The organism is Methylobacterium currus, assembly GCF_003058325.1.
Lineage (GTDB): Bacteria > Pseudomonadota > Alphaproteobacteria > Rhizobiales > Beijerinckiaceae > Methylobacterium > Methylobacterium currus.
In genome coordinates, this window is record NZ_CP028845.1 from 143305 (window position 1) to 162989 (window position 19685).

General features: G+C 67.2%; 16 protein-coding genes and 1 pseudogene. 7 read left to right on the forward strand and 10 right to left on the reverse strand.

Going from position 1 to position 19685, the window contains the following annotated elements:
- Positions 1 to 277: 277 nt before the first annotated feature.
- Positions 278 to 1030, forward strand: coding sequence for an IS6 family transposase (locus DA075_RS35240; RefSeq protein WP_099957665.1), 753 nt, complete (start codon positions 278 to 280; stop codon positions 1028 to 1030).
- A gap of 284 nt (positions 1031 to 1314) precedes the next feature.
- The gene (locus DA075_RS35245; protein ID WP_099957666.1) at positions 1315 to 1590 is read left to right on the forward strand and encodes a hypothetical protein; all 276 of its coding nucleotides are present in this window, start codon (positions 1315 to 1317) and stop codon (positions 1588 to 1590) included.
- 167 nt (positions 1591 to 1757) lie between these two features.
- Here DA075_RS35245 and DA075_RS35250 read toward each other — a convergent pair whose 3' ends face one another.
- Positions 1758 to 2153, reverse strand: coding sequence for an MgtC/SapB family protein (locus DA075_RS35250; protein WP_338068043.1), 396 nt, complete (start codon positions 2151 to 2153; stop codon positions 1758 to 1760).
- Positions 2154 to 2404: 251 nt separating this feature from the next.
- Positions 2405 to 2737, reverse strand: coding sequence for an ArsR/SmtB family transcription factor (locus DA075_RS35255; protein ID WP_099957667.1), 333 nt, complete (start codon positions 2735 to 2737; stop codon positions 2405 to 2407).
- 182 nt (positions 2738 to 2919) lie between these two features.
- Between DA075_RS35255 and DA075_RS35260 the strand changes: the two genes are divergently transcribed.
- The gene (locus DA075_RS35260; protein WP_099957668.1) at positions 2920 to 3915 is read left to right on the forward strand and encodes a lipid kinase; all 996 of its coding nucleotides are present in this window, start codon (positions 2920 to 2922) and stop codon (positions 3913 to 3915) included.
- A gap of 12 nt (positions 3916 to 3927) precedes the next feature.
- The gene (locus tag DA075_RS35265; RefSeq protein ID WP_099957669.1) at positions 3928 to 5196 is read left to right on the forward strand and encodes a sodium:proton exchanger; all 1269 of its coding nucleotides are present in this window, start codon (positions 3928 to 3930) and stop codon (positions 5194 to 5196) included.
- Between the two features lie 66 nt (positions 5197 to 5262).
- On the opposite strand, the gene DA075_RS36935 is transcribed toward DA075_RS35265, so the two are convergent.
- The 8 genes from DA075_RS36935 to DA075_RS35305 form a co-directional block, all read right to left on the reverse strand.
- Positions 5263 to 5544 (reverse strand): RT0821/Lpp0805 family surface protein, encoded by a 282-nt coding sequence (locus DA075_RS36935; RefSeq protein WP_164712608.1) that lies wholly within the window; start codon positions 5542 to 5544, stop codon positions 5263 to 5265.
- Between the two features lie 457 nt (positions 5545 to 6001).
- Positions 6002 to 6385, reverse strand: coding sequence for a hypothetical protein (locus DA075_RS36280; RefSeq protein WP_123834609.1), 384 nt, complete (start codon positions 6383 to 6385; stop codon positions 6002 to 6004).
- A gap of 154 nt (positions 6386 to 6539) precedes the next feature.
- The gene (locus tag DA075_RS35280) at positions 6540 to 6875 is read right to left on the reverse strand and encodes a hypothetical protein (RefSeq protein WP_236012844.1); all 336 of its coding nucleotides are present in this window, start codon (positions 6873 to 6875) and stop codon (positions 6540 to 6542) included.
- A 90-nt stretch (positions 6876 to 6965) separates the two neighbouring features.
- Positions 6966 to 7394 (reverse strand): threonyl-trna synthetase, encoded by a 429-nt coding sequence (locus DA075_RS35285; protein ID WP_236012843.1) that lies wholly within the window; start codon positions 7392 to 7394, stop codon positions 6966 to 6968.
- 189 nt (positions 7395 to 7583) lie between these two features.
- A complete protein-coding gene (locus DA075_RS35290; protein ID WP_099957673.1) occupies positions 7584 to 10841 on the reverse strand; it encodes an efflux RND transporter permease subunit in 3258 nt (1085 codons plus the stop codon).
- Positions 10842 to 10855: 14 nt separating this feature from the next.
- Positions 10856 to 12205 carry an efflux RND transporter periplasmic adaptor subunit gene (locus DA075_RS35295; protein ID WP_099957674.1) on the reverse strand — a complete coding sequence of 450 codons (1350 nt, stop codon included), beginning with the start codon at positions 12203 to 12205 and terminating at the stop codon, positions 10856 to 10858.
- A 692-nt stretch (positions 12206 to 12897) separates the two neighbouring features.
- Positions 12898 to 13542: a signal peptidase II gene (gene lspA, locus DA075_RS35300; protein ID WP_236012842.1), complete on the reverse strand. Its 645-nt coding sequence runs from the start codon at positions 13540 to 13542 to the stop codon at positions 12898 to 12900.
- Positions 13542 to 15743, reverse strand: a complete 2202-nt coding sequence (locus tag DA075_RS35305; RefSeq protein WP_099957676.1) for a heavy metal translocating P-type ATPase — start codon at positions 15741 to 15743, stop codon at positions 13542 to 13544. Before DA075_RS35305 ends, lspA begins: the two co-directional genes overlap by 1 nt.
- A 99-nt stretch (positions 15744 to 15842) precedes the next feature.
- Between DA075_RS35305 and DA075_RS35310 the strand changes: the two genes are divergently transcribed.
- The 3 genes and pseudogenes from DA075_RS35310 to DA075_RS35320 all read left to right on the forward strand — a co-directional run bounded on the left by DA075_RS35310 (position 15843) and on the right by DA075_RS35320 (position 18792).
- A complete protein-coding gene (locus tag DA075_RS35310; protein ID WP_099957680.1) occupies positions 15843 to 16268 on the forward strand; it encodes a MerR family transcriptional regulator in 426 nt (141 codons plus the stop codon).
- 101 nt (positions 16269 to 16369) lie between these two features.
- Positions 16370 to 16687, forward strand: a pseudogene (locus tag DA075_RS35315) (transposase); the annotation flags it as partial.
- A 761-nt stretch (positions 16688 to 17448) separates the two neighbouring features.
- On the forward strand, positions 17449 to 18792 hold the full coding sequence (locus tag DA075_RS35320) for an IS1380-like element ISMpo3 family transposase (RefSeq protein WP_099957677.1): 1344 nt from the start codon (positions 17449 to 17451) through the stop codon (positions 18790 to 18792).
- Positions 18793 to 19685: the final 893 nt, after the last annotated feature.

Sequence of the window (19685 nt, forward strand, 5' to 3'; positions counted from 1 at the left end):
CGAGGTCAAACCGTGCTCTAGGCGACCGTTCGGCCCGGAGATCCCGGAAATTTGGGGCCGGTGTTCCCACAAAAACCCAAGCTGGAAGCCAATTTGGGGCCAGCTTTCCCGTTCAATCAGGCCTTGCCGCGCAGTTTACCGTTTACGGCAAGCCGTTTGCTGTATGCGGTGCAAGCTCATGTAAGCGCGAGGGGCCTGTCGCAAACGCGAACGGACCCCCGTTTACGGGTCGGTAACCATCCCTGCCCAGCTTGCCGCTCTGCCTCGGAGCCGGCCCATGTTCCTCAACGCCCTCGCCCTCAAGCTGAAGAGAGAGGCCCGCGGCGACTTCCGGGGCCGGCACTTCGAAGCCACCCTGATCGTCCAGGCCGTCACCTGGTACCTGCGCTACTCGCTCAGCTATCGCGACATCGAGGAGATGCTCCTCGAACGGGGCCTCACGGTCGACCACTCCACCATCAACCGCTGGGTGCTCGCCTACGCCCCGGCCATCGAACGCCGCCTGCGCCGGTTCCGCAAGCCGCATTGCGGGTCCGTGCGCGTCGACGAGACCTACATCAAGGTGCGGGGCCAGTGGCGCTACCTGTACCGGGCCATCGACAAGCACGGCGAGGCGGTCGACTTCCTGCTCACCGCCAACCGCGATCTGGATGCCGCTAAGCGCTTCTTCCGCAAGATGCTGCAGGATCAACCGCTTCTCGCGCCTGACCGGATCGGCACCGATGGCGCCGGTCCGTACCCGTCAGCCATCGCAGAGAGCTGCAAGGAGGGGCTGCTGCCGCGCACGCCCACCCACTACGTCACCAAGCACCTGCAGCAGGGGATCGAGAGCGACCACTTCCGAGTGAAGCGGGCGATGCCGCGGGTGGGCGGGTTCCGGTCGTTCAACACGGCGCGGCGCACGATCTGCGGCTTCGAGGCGATGCTCTGGCTGCGCAAGGGCTTCGGGTTCGCTGGCGCGTGGACCGTTCGGGAGCAGAACCAGCTGCTCGCCACCTGCTTTGGTCTTCCGCTCGCGAACAAAGCGTGAAATCGAGGGCGGGCGGCTCCTTCTGCGGCCCGAACCCGAGTTTGCGACAAGCCCGGAATTTGTCGGGCGCAGCCCCGTCGGCGGCGCTGCCGGCGCTGCAGCGGGCGCCGAGACCCTGAATGCCGGTCGCCTCGACCTGGCCGAGCGCTAGGCCTGGTTGGTGCTCGCGACCCGCTCCTAAGAACCCGGGGCCCTCGACGTGCTTGGCTGCGTCGCCTTGAACCGGGGCCGGCCCAAGCGGCCTGCTGTTCCTCGGCCTCTACAGCGAGATTGCGCGCGCCAGCGTGGTCGCGGGGCACAGCCTGGTTGCGGAGCATGCGCTCGCGCCGATCCCGACCGGCGTGCGGGCGGGGCGGCGTACCGTCATGACCGATGCCGCGGCGCATCCGGACCTCGGCATGCTGCTCAGGGCCGCCTGGGACTTCTGGACCCTGTCGGAATGCTGCGACCTGACCTTCCACGTTGAGGAGCACCGTTTCACGCTGCCCAGGATCGGCGCGATACCGGATGCTTGCGGGCTGGAATTGCTCGGCCTTGAGCTCGAACACTCCTTGGATTGAGAGGGCGTATCCCGGCCGAGCTCTCGGATCCGGCCGCGGCGCGGTCGCCGACGGCGTGGCACGGCTTCGAGGCCCGCCATCCCGAAACCTTCGGCGACACCTACCGCATCTGGGCTCGGCAGGCGCGCCCGGGCCGGTCCGCGCTGAGCCTCGATGCCGGGGTGCCGTCAGTCGGCTCGCCCGGCCTCGCCCGCGGCGGCCTGGGCTCGCGTCGGCTCGCCGAGCGCGCCTTGGTCCCCGGGCGCGGCGGCCCCAGGACTGTGCTTCAGGGGCGTCAAGAGCGCGAGGACCAGGAAGTTGCAGAGGGCGAGGATGAGCCCGAGATCGTAGTAGCCAAAGCCGACGGCCGCCCCGATCACGCCCACGTTCCACAGGCTCGCCGCGGTCGCGGTGCCGTGCACGTTGTCGCCGCCTTTCAGGATAGCGCCGCCGCCGATGAAGCCGATGCCGGTGATGAGTCCCTGGAGGATGCGCGCCTGCTCCGGCGTGCGCGCGCCGAGGAGCTCGCTGGCGAGCAGGATGAGCCCGCAACTGGCGATGGCGACGATGGGAAAGGTGCGCAGTCCGGCGCTGCGTGCCTCGCGCTCGCGGTTCTATCCGAGCGGAAACGCGAAGGCGAAGGCGAGGGCGAGTCGCACGACGTGATTGGGTACGTCCCCCCAGATGCCCCAGTACGAACCCATGATCCCTCGCCGGTTTGAGAATGTCCCGAGGACCGCCCGCACGTCGTGCCGCCGCTCCGAGCGCGGGGCTGTGCCGGATCCGAGACGATACCCTGTTCTCCATGGGCGTCGCCGGGCGCGGATCAGGCTGCTCAAGGAGCATCCTCGCCCTCCACCACGCCCAGACAGCTTTGTCCGCTGACATGCGCGACCATGTCCGTGATCACGCAACGCACATGCGCATCGGTGGTCCCGTAGAACACCTGCTTGCCCCGCTTCTGCGAGCGCACGAACCGCGCCGCGCGCAAGAGGCGCAGGTGATGGCTGACGAGCGACGTTGACAGGTCCACGCGACGGGCGATGTCGCCTACGCACAGAGGGCCATCGAGGCAGACCACGGCAATCCGCAGGCGGTTCGCGTCGCCGAGCAGGCGGAAAATCTCGGCGAGTTCGGTCGCCTGCTCCTCGTCCAGGACCAACGTCATCGCGCGTCCATGAAACATTTGAACATGTGTTTGAGTTATCAGCTCAGCGCGGCACGTCAAGGAGAACGAACGATGCGTGGCTCAGCCCGGCCGCATCATCAGCCCACCTGCATCGAGCTTTCGGACATTCGGACCGTTGGCGCGTCAGCATCGGTCCCATCCGTGCGCGCGGCGCGGACCTGATGTCGGATCCCAGCGGCGACCGCGCCGAGGGGCACGGGACGGGGGAAGCGAGAGCATCGCCGCGACCGCCTCGGAGTGCCCTTCTGCTCCTGAACCCGCGAAGCCGGAGCGGGAGCGCGGACGCGGCCGAGGCAGCGGTCCGGCGCCTCGAGGCCGGAGGTATGGCGCTGGTGCGCCGGCCCATGGGCGGACAGGAAGATGTGACCCGCGTGATCCAAGACCTCGCCGGTGCCGTGGAGGGCATCGTGGTCGGCGGCGGGGACGGGAGCGTCAACGCGGTCCTGGAGGGCGCGTTGGCCGCTAAGCTGCCGCTCGGCATCCTGCCCCTGGGCACGGCCAACGATCTGGCCCGCACGCTCGGCATCCCGACCGATCCGCCGGCGGCGGCCGGGGTGATCCAGGCGGGCCACTGCCGACGGATCGACCTTGGCCGGGTCAACGGACACCTGTTCGCGAATGTGGCCAGCCTGGGCTTGAGCGTCGAGCTCACGCGCCGACTCACCGCGCCGCTGAAGCGGCGCTGGGGGCGCTTCGGCTATCCCATCGCCGCTGCCCAAGCCCTGATCCATGCCAAGCCTTTCGTAGCCGAGGTGCGCTGCGGGCCGCTCTCCGAGCGGATGTCGGTCCGGCAGATCGCGGTGGGCAACGGCGTCTTCTACGGCGGGGGGATGTCGGTGTACGAGGCGGCGCAGATCGACGACGGCTGCCTCGATTTCTACAGCCTGGAGGCGCACCGACGCTGGTGGCTGCTTCCCGTGCTGCTCTTCCTACGGGGCGGACGCCAGCGCGGGCTGCCGGGCGTGCGGGCCTTCTGCAGCCTCGACCCCATCCATATCCGCACCGAGCCGCCGCTGCCGGTCAACACGGACGGCGAGATCACGACGACGACGCCGGCACTGTTCGAGGTCCTGCCGCGGGCCCTCACCGTGTTCACCCCCGCGCCCTCAGCTCCGGCAACTCCCGCCAGCCCTGAGCCGGCCCGCCCACCATCCTGACGGAGGCCCTGGATGCGACGTTTCCTAATGCTGGTGGTGGTCGCGGTGCTGGCGGCGATACCGGCGCTCGCGTTTCGTCTGACCGGCGCGACGATCGGGGCCCTCGGCGAGACTGCGGCCTACGGTCTCGCGATCCTGTCGGCCGGCTTTCTGCTCTCGTGGGGGGCCGAGGCGGCCGAGCGGCACATTTCGCAGGGCCTGATCATCGCCGTCGTCGCCCTGGTGACCGTGCTGCCCGAGTACGCGGTCGATCTCTACTACGCCTATCAAGCCGGCAAGGCGGGGCCCGGGTCGCAGTACGTCCATTATGCCGCCGCCAACATGACCGGGGCGAACCGGCTCCTCGTCGGTGTGGGTTGGCCGCTGTTGGTGGTGATCCACTGGGCGCGCGGCGGCGGGCGGGCGCTGGACTTGTCACGCGGCAACGCGGTCGAGGTCGCCTTCCTGCTCGCGGCGAGCCTCTACGCCTTCGTCATCGTCCTCAAGGACAACATCACGCTCCTCGATTTTGCCATCCTGGCCGCGCTCTTCGGGGCCTATGTCTGGCGCGTGCGCGGCGCGCCTGGGGCGGAGGGGGACGAGGACGAAGAGCCCGGCCCCGCCGCGGCCCTGAACACGCTGCCGCTGCGGACGCAGTGGGCCGTCATGGCTGCACTGACGCTCGTCGCCTGCGTGATCATCCTCGCCTCAGCCGAGCCGTTCGCCGAGGCCATGGTGCGTTCGGGCCGGCTGCTGGGCCTCAACGAGTTCCTCCTGATCCAGTGGTTGGCGCCGCTGGCGAGCGAGGCTCCGGCCGTCACTGTCGCGATCCTGTTCGTGGTCGCGGGGCGCGCCGCGAACGGGCTCGGCGCCCTCGTCAGCGACAAGATCAACCAGTGGACGCTGCTCGTCGGCATGCTGCCGCTGGCCCTGAGCGTCGGCGCGGGTTCGATGTCTTCCCTGCCGCTCGACGCGCGCCAGGGCGAGGAGTTCTTCCTGACCGCGGCACAGTCGCTGTTCGCCTTGGCGCTGCTCCTGCGTCTGCGGCTCGGCCTCTGGTCGGCCCTGGCCTTGGCGGCCCTGTTCGGCGTGCAGGTCGCGCTGGCCTTCGCCTACCGGAACGACGAGGCGCGCACGGTCGCGACGCTGACCACGCTCGCCTGGATCTATCTGGGACTGGCCGCCATCCTGTTCCTGGTGAATGGCCGGCGCCTCCTCGACCTCGGGCGCACCGCCCTCTTGGAGCGGCGGACGGCGGCTGGCGCGCCGGGGCGGCCCGAGGTGGCGCGCGGCCAGCGGTGAGGGGTCCGACCCGGCGGTCTCCCCAGCGGTCTGCCCGGCCATCGAGATGGCCGTCCGATGCTCGCCTCAGCGCGCGAGCTCCGTCACCTCCCAGTCGTCGCCGGCTTGCTGGCAGGCCATGCCGCGAACCTGGGCGGTGCGCCGCGCCTCCTCGACGGTCGCCAGGAAGGCGCGGCAGATCCGACCCTCGCGCACGATCGGCAGGGCGGCCGGCGCGATGCTGCCCTTGCGGCCGGTGGCCGGGTTGTCCCATCGCACGCGCAGGCCGTTGCCACTCGGCTCCAGGGCGAGGCCGAGAACGCCATGGGCCCTGCGCCAGTCCTCCTGGTCCAATCCCGGAAGTGACAAGGGCGCGCTCTGCTTTGGATCGTGCCCTGCAGCGCCGGGCGGGCCCTCGGCTGGCTGGGAGACCGGCAAGGAGATCGCGCAGGCCGGCAAGGCTAAGATCAGGAGCGTCCCGCCGACCCGGGGTAGGAGGAACGAGGCCGGTGAGGATCGGAGCGACGACATGGGAGTGGGCTCGCCGAGGTTGGAGGTGAGGGGAAGAAGGGGTGGACCGGCGACCAGGGGTCTGCTCCAGCGCCCCGAACTACCCGGTGTGCTTCGCCCCGCAGGATGCGCGGGACATCGGTGCCGGCACGAAGCCGCTAGGCTGATCTTCAGAGCCGTCGGGCGTGCGCACGCCAAATCAGAGATCGTTGACATGATCGTAGGGCGAGACGTGAGTCAGCAGGTTTCGGGTGCTCACTCGACGGTTGCGCGCAAGTGCAACACCGCATCAGCCAAGTAGGTCGAGTTCCCGCTGTCATTCATGGCGGATGGCGTCCCCGTACTGAAATATGGCGTCGCTGCCGTCGTCCATTCGGAATGTCCCGGCCCCGGCGAACGAACTCGTCCCAGCGGCTGGTCCGACGCCGCGCTGACCGTTCGAGCAATGCAGGGTCGCTGACGCCTGCGTCTCCGCCCCAGACGGGTGAAAGGTGCCGCTGCAGTTCATCCGCCCGTCGGTGACAAAGAAGTAGCGCCTCAGCAGCCGGCTCGTCACGTTACCCCTCAAGTGCTCTCCAGAGGAAAGCTGAAGGATGAACGGCACTGTCGCGAAGCCGGGAACATCGGGAATACGGCTGCAATTGGCAAGTGTTGCAGCCAATCCAGTTACACACACAAGCCTCGTCAAGCCGATCACCATGAGATTTCCTTGGTTAAGCCGATCCGACAAGGGGCGGCTTGCCTCCTTGACGGACCAGTCAAAGCCTGAGGGGCAGACGCGGGCTCGGCAGCCTTCCAGCCATGCCCATGATCCTCAGCCCTCGCGAGCCGACGTTGCCTGGAGAGGTTCGCATCTAAATGCCGGGCCCGCGCAAGCGCCGGTAGAGAGCCCTGACGGCATCCATGTAGTCTTGATCTGGGTTCTGGGCGCAAAACGTGCGCAGAAAATCTACTTGCGCCTGAAGCGGAAAAGAGCGTGGTGTCAGATCCAAGCCTTCGTCCAAACCTGCGGGCGCACGAATGAGAACGCCGCTCATGAATCCTTGTGCCCAAGCAAAGAAGTACAGCTCGGCTGCTTGGGTCGAACCGATCTCCTCGTTAAATTCAGCGCAGGTCTGGGCACCGATGCCGACGATCTTGGCCGTCGACTGCGCCTGCGCGGATGTCGCGACCGCGATGCCGAGGGCCATTATCAGTGTTCTTCGCATCGAAACTCCCCTTCGCTCCAGGGTTGCAGGACAGTTCCGGCCGGACACGGATGAGCTCCGGCCAGCGCGCGGTCATGGCGCTGTGCCCCGTTCCCGGGCCTCGAGTAGGTCGGCGGTGTGGACGGTGGCGGGATGGCCGGTCGCGGCCTCGTGCTCCAGCGAGCACTTCTCGTAGAGTTCGCCCGAGGCAATCATGATGATGCGTTTCCCGCCGCCCGCGACGAGGCGGATCGCCAGAAGCGTCCGCCCCGTCGGCCAAACGACCGCTTGCGTCGGCCTGTCGTCCCGCGGCGCGCCGTAACGTCGAACCCCCTCCCGATAGATGGCTGCATAGGCCGACGGGATCTCGGCCTCCGCGAAAGGCCGGCTGAGCCAGATGACCTGCTGCAGACCCTCCTCCTGACAGACCTCGAGGACGATTTGCTGGGTGTCGGACCCGGACGCCGGGGGCTGGCCGTGGACGTAGAACAGGGCCGTGACGTTCCCCTCGCGATCCGCCATGGATGGGCGGGGCACGGATGTGAGCGGCCCCCATGCGAGACCGAAGGGTGCATCTCCCGCCGGTGCCCCTGAGACGGCGCCAGCCCAGAGGAGTGCCGTCGGGAGCAGGAGTCGAGGCGCTATCGCCATGGTCCACCTCGGTGTTGCCGGTCCTGCCAATCTTCGCTGCCCGACGATGCGCCGGCCGGGCTATTCGGCTGCCTGCCGGAGCGGCCGGCGGACGGCTCCCGCGTCCTCTTCCCGTCGAGGAGCCGTCGGGGTCTGCACGCCGCCGAACCGGGCGTAGAGGGCCGGCAGGACGAGGAGCGTGAGCAGGGTTGCGCTGATCAGGCCGCCGATGACCACGGTCGCCAGGGGCCGCTGGATCTCCGCCCCGGTCTCGGTGGCCAGCGCCATCGGCACGAAGCCGAGGGATGCCACCAGCGCCGTCATCGCCACCGGCCGCAGCCGGGTCATCGCGCCCTCGTAGATCGCCTCCGCCTTCGGCCGCCCTTCCGCGATGAGCTGCTTGATGAAGGTCAGCATCACGAGGCCGTTCAGGACTGCGACCCCCGACAGGGCTATGAACCCGACCGCGGCGGGGACCGAGAATGGCATCCCCCTCAGCCAGAGCGCCGCGATGCCGCCGGTCAGCGCCAGTGGCACCGCGCTGAACACCAGCAGCGCGTCCCGCGGCGAGCCCAGCGCCGAGTACAACAGCAGGAAGATCAGGAAGAAGCACACCGGCACCACGATCATCAGGCGCTGCCGAGCCGAGGCGAGGTTCTCGAACTGGCCGCCCCAGCTCACGCTGTAGCCCGAGGGCAATTGCACCTCGCTCCCGACCTTTGCCTGCGCCTCCGCCACGAGCGAACCGATGTCCCGGCCGCGTACGTTGGCGGTGACCACGACACGGCGCTTGCCGTTTTCCCGGCTGATCTGGTTTGGTCCCTCGGAGACGGTGAAACTTGCGACCTGCTTCAGAAGCACCGACGCGGCGCGCCCATTCGGTCCAGGGGGGAGAGATACGGGCAGGTTTTCCAGAGCCTCGCGGTCCTCGCGCACCTTGTCCGTCAAGCGCACGACGATGGGGAAGCGCCGATCGCCCTCGAACACCATGCCGGCCTCCTTGCCGCCGATGGCTGCACCGATGACCTCCTGGATGGCCGACGTGCTCAGGCCAAGACGCGCTGCTCCGATCTTGTCGATCTTGATCTCCAGGAACGGCAGGCCCGCGGTCTGCTCGACCTTGACGTCTTCGGCGCCTGGCGTGCCACGCAGGATCGCGGCGATCTGGTTCGCCACCCTCGTCATCGGCTCGAACTCCTCGCCGAACACCTTGACGGCGAGATCGCCGCGGGTGCCGGCCAGGAGCTCGTTGAAGCGCAGCTGGATCGGCTGCGAAAACTCCAGAACGTTGCCAGCCAAGCCTCCAACCGCTTTCTCGATCTGCTCCTGGAGCTCGGCCTTGGACAGCTCCGGGTCCGGCCACTCCTCCTGCGGTTTGAGGATCACGAAGGTGTCGGAGGAGTTCTGCGGCATCGGGTCGGAAGCGACCTCGGCCGTGCCCGTCTTCGAGAAGACGTAGGCCACCTGCGGGAACTTACTCACGGCCTGCTCGATCTTGAGTTGCATCGCCTGCGACTGCGACAGCGAGGTCGAGGGGATCCGCAGCGCGTTCATCGCGATGCTCTTCTCGTCGAGCGTCGGGATGAACTCCGCACCGAGCCGGGTGAACAGCACCCCGGCGCCGGCGAGCAGCAGAAGCGCGGCGGAGATGAACACCAGCGGGGCCCGCACCGCTGCACCCAAGGCAGGACGGTAGGCGGCCTTGAAGGCCCGAATGATGAGGTTGTCCTTCTCGGTCACCTTGCCGGTGATCACGATGGCGATCATCGCCGGGACGAAGGTGAGGGACAGGACGAAGGCGGAGACCAGCGCGATAATGACGGTCAGCGCCATCGGCTCGAACATCTTGCCCTCGACGCCCGTGAAGGTCAGGAGGGGCACGTAGACGAGGATGATGATCGCCTGCCCGAACAGGGACGGCTTGATCATCTCCTCGGCCGATGCGCGCACGGTGGCGAGCCGCTCCTCCAAGTCGAGCTTGCGCCCGAGTTCGGCTTGCTTCTCGGCGAGGTGGCGCAACGCATTCTCGGTGATGATGACGGCGCCGTCGACGATGAGGCCGAAGTCGAGGGCGCCGAGGCTCATCAGGTTCGCCGAGATCCTCGCCTCGACCATGCCGGTCATGGTCATCAGCATGGCGACCGGGATGACCAGCGCCGTGATGATGGCGGCGCGGATGTTGCCGAGCAGCAGGAACAGGATGACGATGACCAGGGCCGCCCCCTCGGCCAAGTTCTTGGCCACCGTTTTGATCGTGGCCTCGACGAGGAGCGTCCGGTTGAGCACGGTCTGCACGGCGACGCCGGGCGGGAGCGAACGCCGGATCTCGTTCATCTTGGCATCGACGGCCGCCGCCACCGTGCGGCTGTTCTCGCCGATCAGCATCAAGGCGGTGCCGATGACGACCTCCCGCCCGTCCTCGCTGCCCGAGCCGGTCCGCAGATCCCGCCCGATCCGGACCTGAGCTATGTCCTTGATCCGGACGGGCACGCCGCCGCGGGTGGTGACGACGACGGTGCCGATTTCCTCCATGCTCTCCAGGCGCCCCGCCGCGCGCACGACGTAGCCCTCGCCATTCTCCTCCAGGTAGCGGGCGCCCTGGTTGGCGTTGTTCGCTTCCAGCGCGCGGGCGACGTCGGCGAAGGACAGGTCGAGGGAGGCGAGCTTCATCGGGTCGGGCTGGACGTGATACTGCTTCTCGTAGCCGCCGATGCCATCGACGCCGGCCACGCCAGGCACGGTCTTGATCTGCAGGCGGATGATCCAGTCCTGGATTGTGCGGAGATATGCGGACCGCTCCAACTCGGTCGTGAGGCGCTGCCCCTCGGGCGTGAGGTAGCTGCCGTCGGATTGCCAGCCCGGCTTGCCGTCGACGATCGGCGCGCCCTCGCCCGGCTTCGCATAGTGCACCGACCACATGTAGATCTCGCCCAGACCTGTCGAGATCGGACCCATCTGCGGCTCGGCCCCGGGTGGCAGCGAGGCCTTCGCTTGGCTCAGACGCTCGCCGACCTGCTGGCGGGCGAAGTAGATGTCGAGCTTTTCCGCGAAGACGGCGGTGACCTGTGAGAAGCCGTTGCGCGAGAGCGAGCGGGTGTATTCGAGCCCCTTGATGCCGGCGAGCGCGGTCTCGACCGGGTAGGTGACCTGCTTCTCGATATCGACCGGCGAGTAGGAGGGTGCGACCGTGTTGATCTGCACCTGGTTGTTGGTGATGTCCGGCACCGCGTCGATGGGCAACTTGGTCAGCGAAAACACGCCGAACCCGGCAGCCAGGAGCGACAGCAGCACCACGAGCCAGCGCTGGTGAACGGAGAAGTCGAGAATACGGCTGATCATGGGGTGCTCCGCGGTCAGTCGTTATCGCCGGCTTCGGACTTGCCGAGCTCAGCCTTGAGAAGGAACGTGTTGCCCACCGCGATCTCGTCGCCTGGTGCGAGGCCGGAGACGATCTCGACCGCTTCATCGTCGGTCCTGCCGACCTCGACGTTCCGTTTTTTGAAGCCCGCTGGCGTGCGCACGAAAACCACGCGCTTGCCCTCGACCGTCTGTAGCGCCGCCTTCGGCAACTTCACCTTGACCCGGTCCTGCGCGATCTCGACCTCGGCGGTCACGAAGGTGCCCGGCCGCCAAGTCATGTCCTTGTTCGGTAAGGCGACGATGACCCGGGCGGAGCGCGTGTCCGGATTGAGGATCGGGCTGACGAAGATGATCTTGCCCTCGGCGCGCCTGTCCTCGTCGCCCAGGTTCGGGACGATGCCGACGCGCGCTCCTTCCTTGATCTTCACGAGCTCCACGGTGGGTACTGCGAGTTCGATCCAGACGTTGGACAGGTCAGCGACGGAGTAGAGGTCGGGCGGGTCGCCTTGGCCACCGACCGTGGTGCCCACATCGACCTTGCGCTCGACCACCCGCCCCGTTAGGGGCGAGCGCAGCTCGTACTGGCGCAGGCTCGACAGGTTCGGGGTCGTCTCGTCCTTTTTCGCCAAGCTTGAGACCTCGGTGGCGTTGAGCCCGAGGGCCGAAAGCTTCTGCCGGGCGAGATCGACGCGCAGTTGCGCTTCCGAGTAGACGGCTCTGGCGTTGAGGAAGGCGGATTCCGCGGATATCCGCTTGTCCCAGAGGGACTGCTGCCGGTCGAAGTTCGTCTTCTCCAGCTCCGCCTTGACGGTGGTCGTCAGGTACTCGCTCTTGGCGTCGGCGACCTCGCGACTGTCGAGCACGGCCACGACCTCACCCTTTCGCACGGGATCGCCCAGGCGCTTGCGCATCTCGGCCACGGTCCCGACGACCCGGGCCGGCACGCGCGCGATCCGGTCGGCGTCCGGCGTAATTGTGCCCGGAACGATCAGGTGCTGCGCGATCGTGCCCCCTTCGGCCTGTGCAAGCGTGATATCCTGCCCCGCGACCTGCTCGGGCTGCATCTTGATCAGGCCCTCCTCGGCGTGCTTCTCCCCTCCCTTGTGCTCAAGCGCGTCCGCAGGCCTTTCGGCTCCGGGCTTCTCGTCATGCTGGGAACCGCGCTCGCCTGCGTGCTCCGGGGCCTCTGTTTTGGAAGCCCCGCGGCCGGCGGCCGGAGGCGGCTGGACCTTCGAAATCCCGACCGCGGCGAGGGCGCCCTGGATGAGTTCGGACACGCGTGGCACCGCACCACCGACGGCGATGCCGGTGGCCAGGATGGCAACGGACAGGAGAATGCGCATTGGGCCTAACTCAACCGGGACGTCAATTAGCCGCCTGTCGGGCGGTGACGGTCGCTCCCGCGTGTTCATCTGAGCTGGATCGATGGCCCGGCGGGAAGCGGAAGGTCCGCGCCACTCCGGTGGCGCGGTTACCTCATGTGCGGGGAGGCCTCGACAAGCGTTCCGGCCAGACCGATGCGAACGCGCAGATGGACTTGAACTGGTTCAGCTGTGTCCCGTCCGGAGATGGCGTCGCAGGAATGCTGTCCCCCGTAATCGCTTGTTGGCAGCTGCAGTGTACGTGACAGGCGAGACCGGAGTTGGACTTGGCCGCCGAAGGGTCATCGGCGGGCGACATCACCGGTAGTTCCGTCCCAGCCTGGGTCTGCACGCCCCGATAGACAAGGTCGGTCGCCAGACTCAGGTCGGGAGCAGCGACGATCAGGACGAGCACGAGCGAAAGCAGGTGCACGGCGGTTGCCCACCAGCCATGCCCTGCGAAGCTCCGAGACAGTCTTGGCGAAGACCGAGGCCCTTGTCGCGCTTGCATGCTGGCTATCCTGGCGGGGCGAGAACGCAAGCAGGAAAGCCAGCCCGAGCGCCCTTTTTCCAGCATGTCATCCTCACCGGAGGTGAGGGCACCTGAACCCAGAGCCACCAAGACGGGATGGTTTGGTTCGGCACGACCGTATAGCCCCGACAGGCAGAGCGCTTCATTGCGCCAGCCCTCCCGGCATGCCGGCGCGGTGGGGCCAAATCGGAAGCGCGTCCAGGATCAGCAGGACGACGCCAACCGAGATCCAGACGTCGGCAAGGTTGAAGGTAAACCAGCGGATGCCCGCCGTGTGCAGGTCAAGGAAGTCGGTGACCGCCCCATCCATGAACCGGTCGAGGACGTTGCTGATGGCCCCGCCCGCAATCGCGGAAAACCCGAGGCGCTGAAGCGCTTCGGCTGCATTCAGGGCCAACCAGATCACGAAGCATGTGAGGGCGACCTGCATCCCGAGGAGAAGCGCAAGGGAGGTCGGGTCGGGCGCCTGGAACAGGCTGAAGCTGATGCCCCGGTTGAAGACCAGGCTCAGGTCGAGCACAGGCATCAGGCTCTGAGGGACGCCCCCGGCGAGCAGCTCCACGGCCAACGCTTTCGTCCCGAGATCGACAGCCATGGCGGCCGCCACCATGGCAGCAACGGTCGCGGCTCGACGAACCCGGCCGAGCGGAACCTCAGTGGCTTCGCGCCGCCGGTCCTCGCCATCACCGGTGGCACCGGTGTTCCGGGCAGCATCATGCAGCGGATGGGCCCTACTCCGGCCTTGAGGCGCATAGGCCGGTGACTGGGATGATGACGGCGACACCATCAGGCCCTCAGAAGGCGCAACGCGTTGGCGGTCACCAGCACCGTCGCGCCGGTATCGGCCAGGATGGCCGGCCACAGACCGGTGATGCCAAGGAGCGTCGTGACCAGAAACACGACCTTCAGGCCGAGCGCGATGGTGACATTTTGATGGATGTTGCCGAGCGTCGCCCGCGACAGGGCGACCAGGGCCGCGACGTCGGCCACCCGCTCGTTGAGCACGGCCGCGTCCGCCGTCTCCAGGGCGGCGTCGGTCCCGCCTCCCATCGCGATGCCGACGCTGGCCGCGGCGAGGGCGGGCGCGTCGTTGATGCCGTCCCCCACCATCGCGACGGGGCCGACGATCTTGAGGGCGGCGATCTCGGCGAGCTTGTCCTCGGGCATCAGCTCGGACCTGACGTCGAGGTCGAGTTGCGCGGCGACCGCCTGCCCAGTGCGCCGGTTGTCTCCCGTCAGGATCACGCAATCCACGCCCATGGCGCGAAGGGCGGCGATGCCGTCGGCGGCGTTGAGACGAGGCTCGTCCCGCACGGCGATGATGCCCAGCGCCTCCCCGTCGCGCAGGACGACGACGGTCGTCTTGCCGGCCGCCTCAAGGCTCGCGACCGCGCTTTCGGCCTCGGAATCGAGACGGACTCTTTCCGAGGCGTGGCGCGGGGAGGAAACGAGCACCGTCTGCCCCATGACCGTAGCCTGCACCGCCCTGCCGGGGATGGTCCGCGCGTCACGGGTCGGCCGGAGCGGAACTCCGTCTCTGTCCGCCCGGTCGAGGATAGCTCGGGCGATGGGATGGCTGGACCCGTTCTCGACCGCGGCGGCAAGGCTGATAATGGAACGTTCCGAAGCATCCGGCCCGAAGGGTAAGATGTCCGTGACACGGGGACGTCCCGCCGTGAGCGTGCCCGTCTTGTCGAAGGCGACCGTGCGCACCCGACCAATGGTCTCCAGAGCCGCGCCGCCTTTCACGAGCAGCCCGCGCCGCGCACCCGCGGCTAGCCCGGAGGCGATGGCGGCCGGCGTCGAGAGTACGAGGGCACAGGGGCAGGCGATCAGCAGGAGGGCCAGCCCGCGGTAGATCCAAGTGCCCCAGTCCCCGCCGAGTAGTAGCGGCGGCACCACGGCTACCAGGACGGAGAACGCGAACGCGAGGGGGGTGTAGATCGCGCTGAACCGATCAATGAAGCGCGCCGTCGGCGACTTCGAGGCCTGTGCCTCCTCGACCAGGTGCAGGATGCGCGCGACCATGTTGTCAGCGGCCTCCCGCGTCACACGAACCTGAAGAGCACCGTCGGCGTTGACGCTGCCAGCATAGACGGCGTCACCGGGTTCCTTGGCCTTAGGCACCGACTCGCCCGTGATGGGGGACTCATCGAGGCTCGATGCCCCGTCCGTCACCACTCCGTCGGCCGGCACTCTGTCGCCCGGACGCACTACGACGGTCTGACCGATGCGAAGGGAGACAGCGGGCACCTCCCGCGCCGATCCGTCAACGTCGTCGACGAGGCGGGCCATCTTCGGCACCAGCGCGACGAGGCTGCGAATGCCGGCCCTCGCCCGCCCAGCTGCGACGACCTCCAGCATCTCGCCGACGGTGAAGAGCAGGACGACGACGGCCGCTTCCTCGGCCGCGTGGATTGCGAGTGCACCGGCCGTTGCCACCGACATCAGCATTTCGATGGAAAAAGGCGAGCCATTCCGCGCAGCCGCGAATGCGCGCCGGCCATAGAAGGAAAGTCCGACAAGGGCTCCAGGCCAGTACGCGAACTCGCCTGCTACTTCGGGCATTGCGCGGTCGAACAGCAAGCCGAGCGCAAAAAGGGAACCAACCGCGATGGCGAGAGTGGCCTTGGGGGTTCGCCAGAACGGCAGGTCGATGTCTTCTGCTTCCACCTTGGCCAGTGAGGCGTCGAGGCTGGCCGCCTGCGATCGGGCCAGATCCGCCGCCGTCGGAAGGGACGTGATGGGATACCCGAGCGCCCCGACACGCTGCTCAAGAGCGTCGCGCGGCGTTCCGGTCTCATCAAGCGTGAGGTCGAGGGTTTGACTGGTGTAGTTCACCCGAACCGTTGCGATGCCGGGCAGGCGCCTGACCGCCGTCTCAATCTTGCCCGCGCAGCTCGGGCAATCCATGCCCTTCACCCGATATCGCAGCGAGACCAAGTTCGCAGGGACCGGCGGGGCCGCGGCGACAGCGGCGTTGGACATGTTCTGCTCCACGGCTCGCACGATTGCTTCGAGCCTTAGCGCCCCCTATATGAACCCTGTAGCAACTATAGGGTCAAGGGCATGTCGCGGATCGATGCGATGACCATCGGCAACCTCGCGGCGGCGACGGCCACCAAGGTCGAGACGATCCGATGGTACGAGCGGGTGGGCTTGCTTCCGGCTCCGCCGCGGACGGACGGCAACTATCGGTCCTATGGCGACGAGCACCTGCGCCGGTTGAGCTTCATCCGCCGCAGCCGCGACCTGGGCTTCACGGTGAAGAAGGTCCGGGAACTCCTCGCCCTGGCGGACCAGCGCGACAGGTCTTGCGCAGAGGTGGACATTATCGCACGTGCGCATCTGTCGGAGATCGAGCAGAAAATTTCCGACCTCATGAGGTTGTCGAATGAACTGAGAGACGTCATCGATCGTTGTGGTTGCGGCTCCATTGCTGAGTGCAACATCATCGGTGCACTTTCGCCGGACGGCGGAACAACACGGCCAAAGCTGCCAATTGCGGGTTGAAGTGTCGATGGTGTCGTCCGCAAGGATCGGCTGTCTACGGCCTGTTTGGCCTTGAACGTGTTCCGTGTGCGGGCGTTTGCTCCTCCTGACTGGGAGGAGAGATGCTGGACGACGCAGAATGGAGAAAGCTGGAGCCGCTGATCGAGGCACGCCGGCCGAGGGCCAAGACCCCGCCGCAGGATCAGCGCCGGACGATTTCGGCCATCCTCTGGCGGCATCAGAGCAGGGCCAAGTGGCGCGCCATCCCAGCTGAGTTTGGTCCCTGGGCTCGCGCCGCGCAGACCTTCGTCCGTTGGACCCGCCTTGGTGTCTGGGAGCGCCTGCTCCGCCTCGCTCAGCATGCCGGGGTGCAGCTCGGGATACCTCATCTTCGAGAGCCGGTTCGCTCAGGATCTGTTCTGCGCAGTCCCGACAAGTCGCGTGATCCCCGCGTTCCTCTTCGGCGCCGCTTGGTTGTTCCGAGGCACCCTCGGAAAAAGAGGCTTCAGAATACGCGGTTTTGATAAGGCTACGGCCCGGACCGCAGCACAGCGTGACGGCTTCTATCTCTTCACTTCAGCGGGGCGCAGGGATCAGGGCTGACGCACCGACACCGACAAAACGCACCGCGCGCGACGTGATTTTCGAAGCATCTTCATACGTCTAGCGAAAGAGCGTGCATCGCCCGTGAGAGCCAGCGCAACGGCGCAGAGCGCCCCCTGGCTGAAGCAGTGAGAGAGCGTGTCCGACTTAACCAACTATTCGCCCAGCCTTGTAACGTGAGCGGCCATTCCGAAATTGCAAGAAGAAGCATCAAGCTTCAAGAGCATAAAAGGGATCCCGCCATGAAAAGAACTTTCGTCGTTCTGGGCGTCGGAGCTTTCCTAGTCTCGGGCCTGCCAAATCAGGCCTCGGCTGCGTATTGGGAGTCGCTGCCCCCATCGTGGAGGAATCACCGGACGGCGGCTGCACCGTCGACGCTCGCTCCGCCCCCGAGAGACCTGACGACCGGTTCGATCAACAACGCCCCGCGTCGACCTGCGCACCGTCAGCCGAGGCCCGCCGGCGCGAAGTTCTAACCCGTCTTATTCACGAGGACGGTGGATCTGGGGTGGCGAGCGTAGCATAAAGCATTGTTGTAGCTTAGGGATTGGGTGCTGACGCCAAGCCTTCAGATCGCACCGAGCCTGCCACGCCCGCCATGTCCGATCCTACGTGTCTCCCGTTCGCGTTTCCATCCGTTCGGGGCAAGAAGCTCACAGCCGCCTTCGATGGCGGACGCCTGACCTCGGATGGCGGCGTCCTGCTGCTCGCCCAGGCCGCCCGGCGGTTGGACATTGCCGACAAGCTCGCTGCTGTGATCCCGGACCGGCGTGACCCCAGCCGGGTTCTGCATCCGTTGCCCGAGATCCTGCTGGCGCGCATCCTGGCGATTGCCTGCGGGTATGAGGATGCGGACGACCTCGACCACCTGCGCGCCGACCCCGCCTTCAAGCTCGCCTGCGGCCGCCTGCCCGAGAGCGGGCACGACCTGATGAGCCAGCCCACCGTCTCGCGGCTGGAGAACACGCCGGGTCTGCGCGACCTCATCCGGCTCGGGCGGGTGCTGGTCGACCTCTACTGCGCCAGCTACCCCGTCCCGCCCGACGCCGTCACCCTGGACATCGACGACACGTGCGACGTGGTGCACGGCCAGCAGCAACTGTCGCTGTTCAACGCCCATCACGATGAGCGCTGCTTTCTGCCGATCCACGTCTACGACACCGCCACCAGCCGCCCGGTCGCGATGATCCTGCGGCCGGGCAAGACGCCCTCGGGCCGCGAAGTGCGTGGACATCTGCGCCGCCTGGTCCGGGCGATCCGCCGTCATTGGCCGAACACCGCGATCACCATCCGGGGCGACGGCCACTACGGCCGGCCCGAGGCAATGGACTGGTGCGAGAACAACCGCGTCGCTTACGTCTTCGGTTTGACCGGCACCAAAGCGCTGGCGGCCAAGGTGGAACAGACGGCCGATCACATCAGAGTTGTGCGAGCCATCGACAACGAGGACGCGGTGCGGGGCTTTGCCGAGACCCGGCACGCGGCCAAATCCTGGCGGCAGGAGCGGCGCGTCGTCGCCCGTATCGAGGCGACCCGGCTCGGCCTCGACGTCCGCTATGTCGTCACAAACATCACGACCGGCACGCCGGAATGGCTCTATGCCGACCTGTACTGTGCCCGCGGACAGGCCGAGAACCTGATCAAGCTGCACAAGAGCCAGCTCGCCTCCGACCGTACCTCGTGCCGGCATCCCGCCGCCAACCAGATGCGGCTCGTCCTGCACACGGCGGCCTACTGGCTGATGCTGAGCGTGCGTGAGGCCATCCCGAAAGCGCACCGCCTCGCCACGGCCGAGTTCGCCACGCTCCGGCTGCGCCTCCTGAAGCTCGGCGCCCGCATCCGCGAGACCGCCAGCCGGGTTCGCCTCGCCTTCGCCACCGCCTGTCCTGAGGCCGACCTACTGAGCCATCTTGCGACCACGCTCGCCCCAGCACCTGGCTAAACCAAGGGGCCGTGATGCCCCCACAAACCCGCTCCCGTCCCTCCAGTGCTGACAGAACGATCCAGGTCCACACGCGTCAGAACAGACGCCCGAGCCCGCGCGCCATCAGCCCAAAACACGCCGCAAGCCACTGCCCGGTGAATAAGACGGGCTAAAACATCACGGCACAGGGCGCCGGTAGCGGCGTCCGTTGCCGCGGCCGGGCTTTCGTGTCCTCGGCCTACTCAAGTAAGCGCAGGCGACAAGCCCTCACAGACTCGTTGCCCAGCCGGCCATTCCGATGCCGCCGCGGTCGGCGTTGATCGTCCGGCTTTACGACGGCTTGGCGAGGCGTGAGGGGACGCGTCTCTTGGTCGAGTTCGGAGCACAGTCCGAGAAGGCCACGCATCGGCGTGCCGATGTTCGATCCCGGCGATGTCGGGAAGGCGCCGGGCATCCCGCACATCCGGATGTAACGAAAAGATTTTGAGCTCCGAACTCATGAGCAATGGCACTGAAGCAAGGGCGCTCCCTCAAAGGACGGTGGACAAGATCATGAAACCTTTCGGTGGCATTGCTCTCGTAACATTGGCCTTCGTGGGCACGGCATCGGCCGCGCCCAGTTGGCAGACGCGGACCGGTCCGCGCCTCCAAGCATCATATCTCAAGCCCCGCCCTGCGTGATCCGGAGATGACGGGGAGCCTCGCGGGCAGCCCGAACCGCACGCGCGTCTTGCGCGACGTCCAGGGACGAGACTTCCGCAGCAGCACGCGCGGCAACGCGCAGTTCCCGGAGCGCCCGCCAGCTCAGCAAAACCTCGGCGGCACTGCCGGCGGCCCTGAGTTTTGAGCACCCCACCTCGCACGCCACCGCTGGCCGCAGCACCTGCTGCGGCCGCCCCCACGTGGCGGCG

Bases quoted from the DNA above. Each gene is read 5' to 3' on its own strand.
- DA075_RS35240 (WP_099957665.1), top strand. From the start codon at position 278: ATGTTCCTCAACGCCCTCGCCCTCAAGCTGAAGAGAGAGGCCCGCGGC.
- DA075_RS35255 (WP_099957667.1), bottom strand. From the start codon at position 2,737: ATGACGTTGGTCCTGGACGAGGAGCAGGCGACCGAACTCGCCGAGATT.
- DA075_RS35260 (WP_099957668.1), top strand. From the start codon at position 2,920: ATGTCGGATCCCAGCGGCGACCGCGCCGAGGGGCACGGGACGGGGGAA.
- DA075_RS35265 (WP_099957669.1), top strand. From the start codon at position 3,928: ATGCGACGTTTCCTAATGCTGGTGGTGGTCGCGGTGCTGGCGGCGATA.
- DA075_RS36280 (WP_123834609.1), bottom strand. From the start codon at position 6,385: ATGGTGATCGGCTTGACGAGGCTTGTGTGTGTAACTGGATTGGCTGCA.
- DA075_RS35280 (WP_236012844.1), bottom strand. From the start codon at position 6,875: ATGGCCCTCGGCATCGCGGTCGCGACATCCGCGCAGGCGCAGTCGACG.
- DA075_RS35285 (WP_236012843.1), bottom strand. From the start codon at position 7,394: ATGGCGGATCGCGAGGGGAACGTCACGGCCCTGTTCTACGTCCACGGC.
- DA075_RS35290 (WP_099957673.1), bottom strand. From the start codon at position 10,841: ATGATCAGCCGTATTCTCGACTTCTCCGTTCACCAGCGCTGGCTCGTG.
- DA075_RS35295 (WP_099957674.1), bottom strand. From the start codon at position 12,205: ATGCGCATTCTCCTGTCCGTTGCCATCCTGGCCACCGGCATCGCCGTC.
- lspA (WP_236012842.1), bottom strand. From the start codon at position 13,542: ATGGTGTCGCCGTCATCATCCCAGTCACCGGCCTATGCGCCTCAAGGC.
- DA075_RS35305 (WP_099957676.1), bottom strand. From the start codon at position 15,743: ATGTCCAACGCCGCTGTCGCCGCGGCCCCGCCGGTCCCTGCGAACTTG.
- DA075_RS35310 (WP_099957680.1), top strand. From the start codon at position 15,843: ATGACCATCGGCAACCTCGCGGCGGCGACGGCCACCAAGGTCGAGACG.
- DA075_RS35320 (WP_099957677.1), top strand. From the start codon at position 17,449: ATGTCCGATCCTACGTGTCTCCCGTTCGCGTTTCCATCCGTTCGGGGC.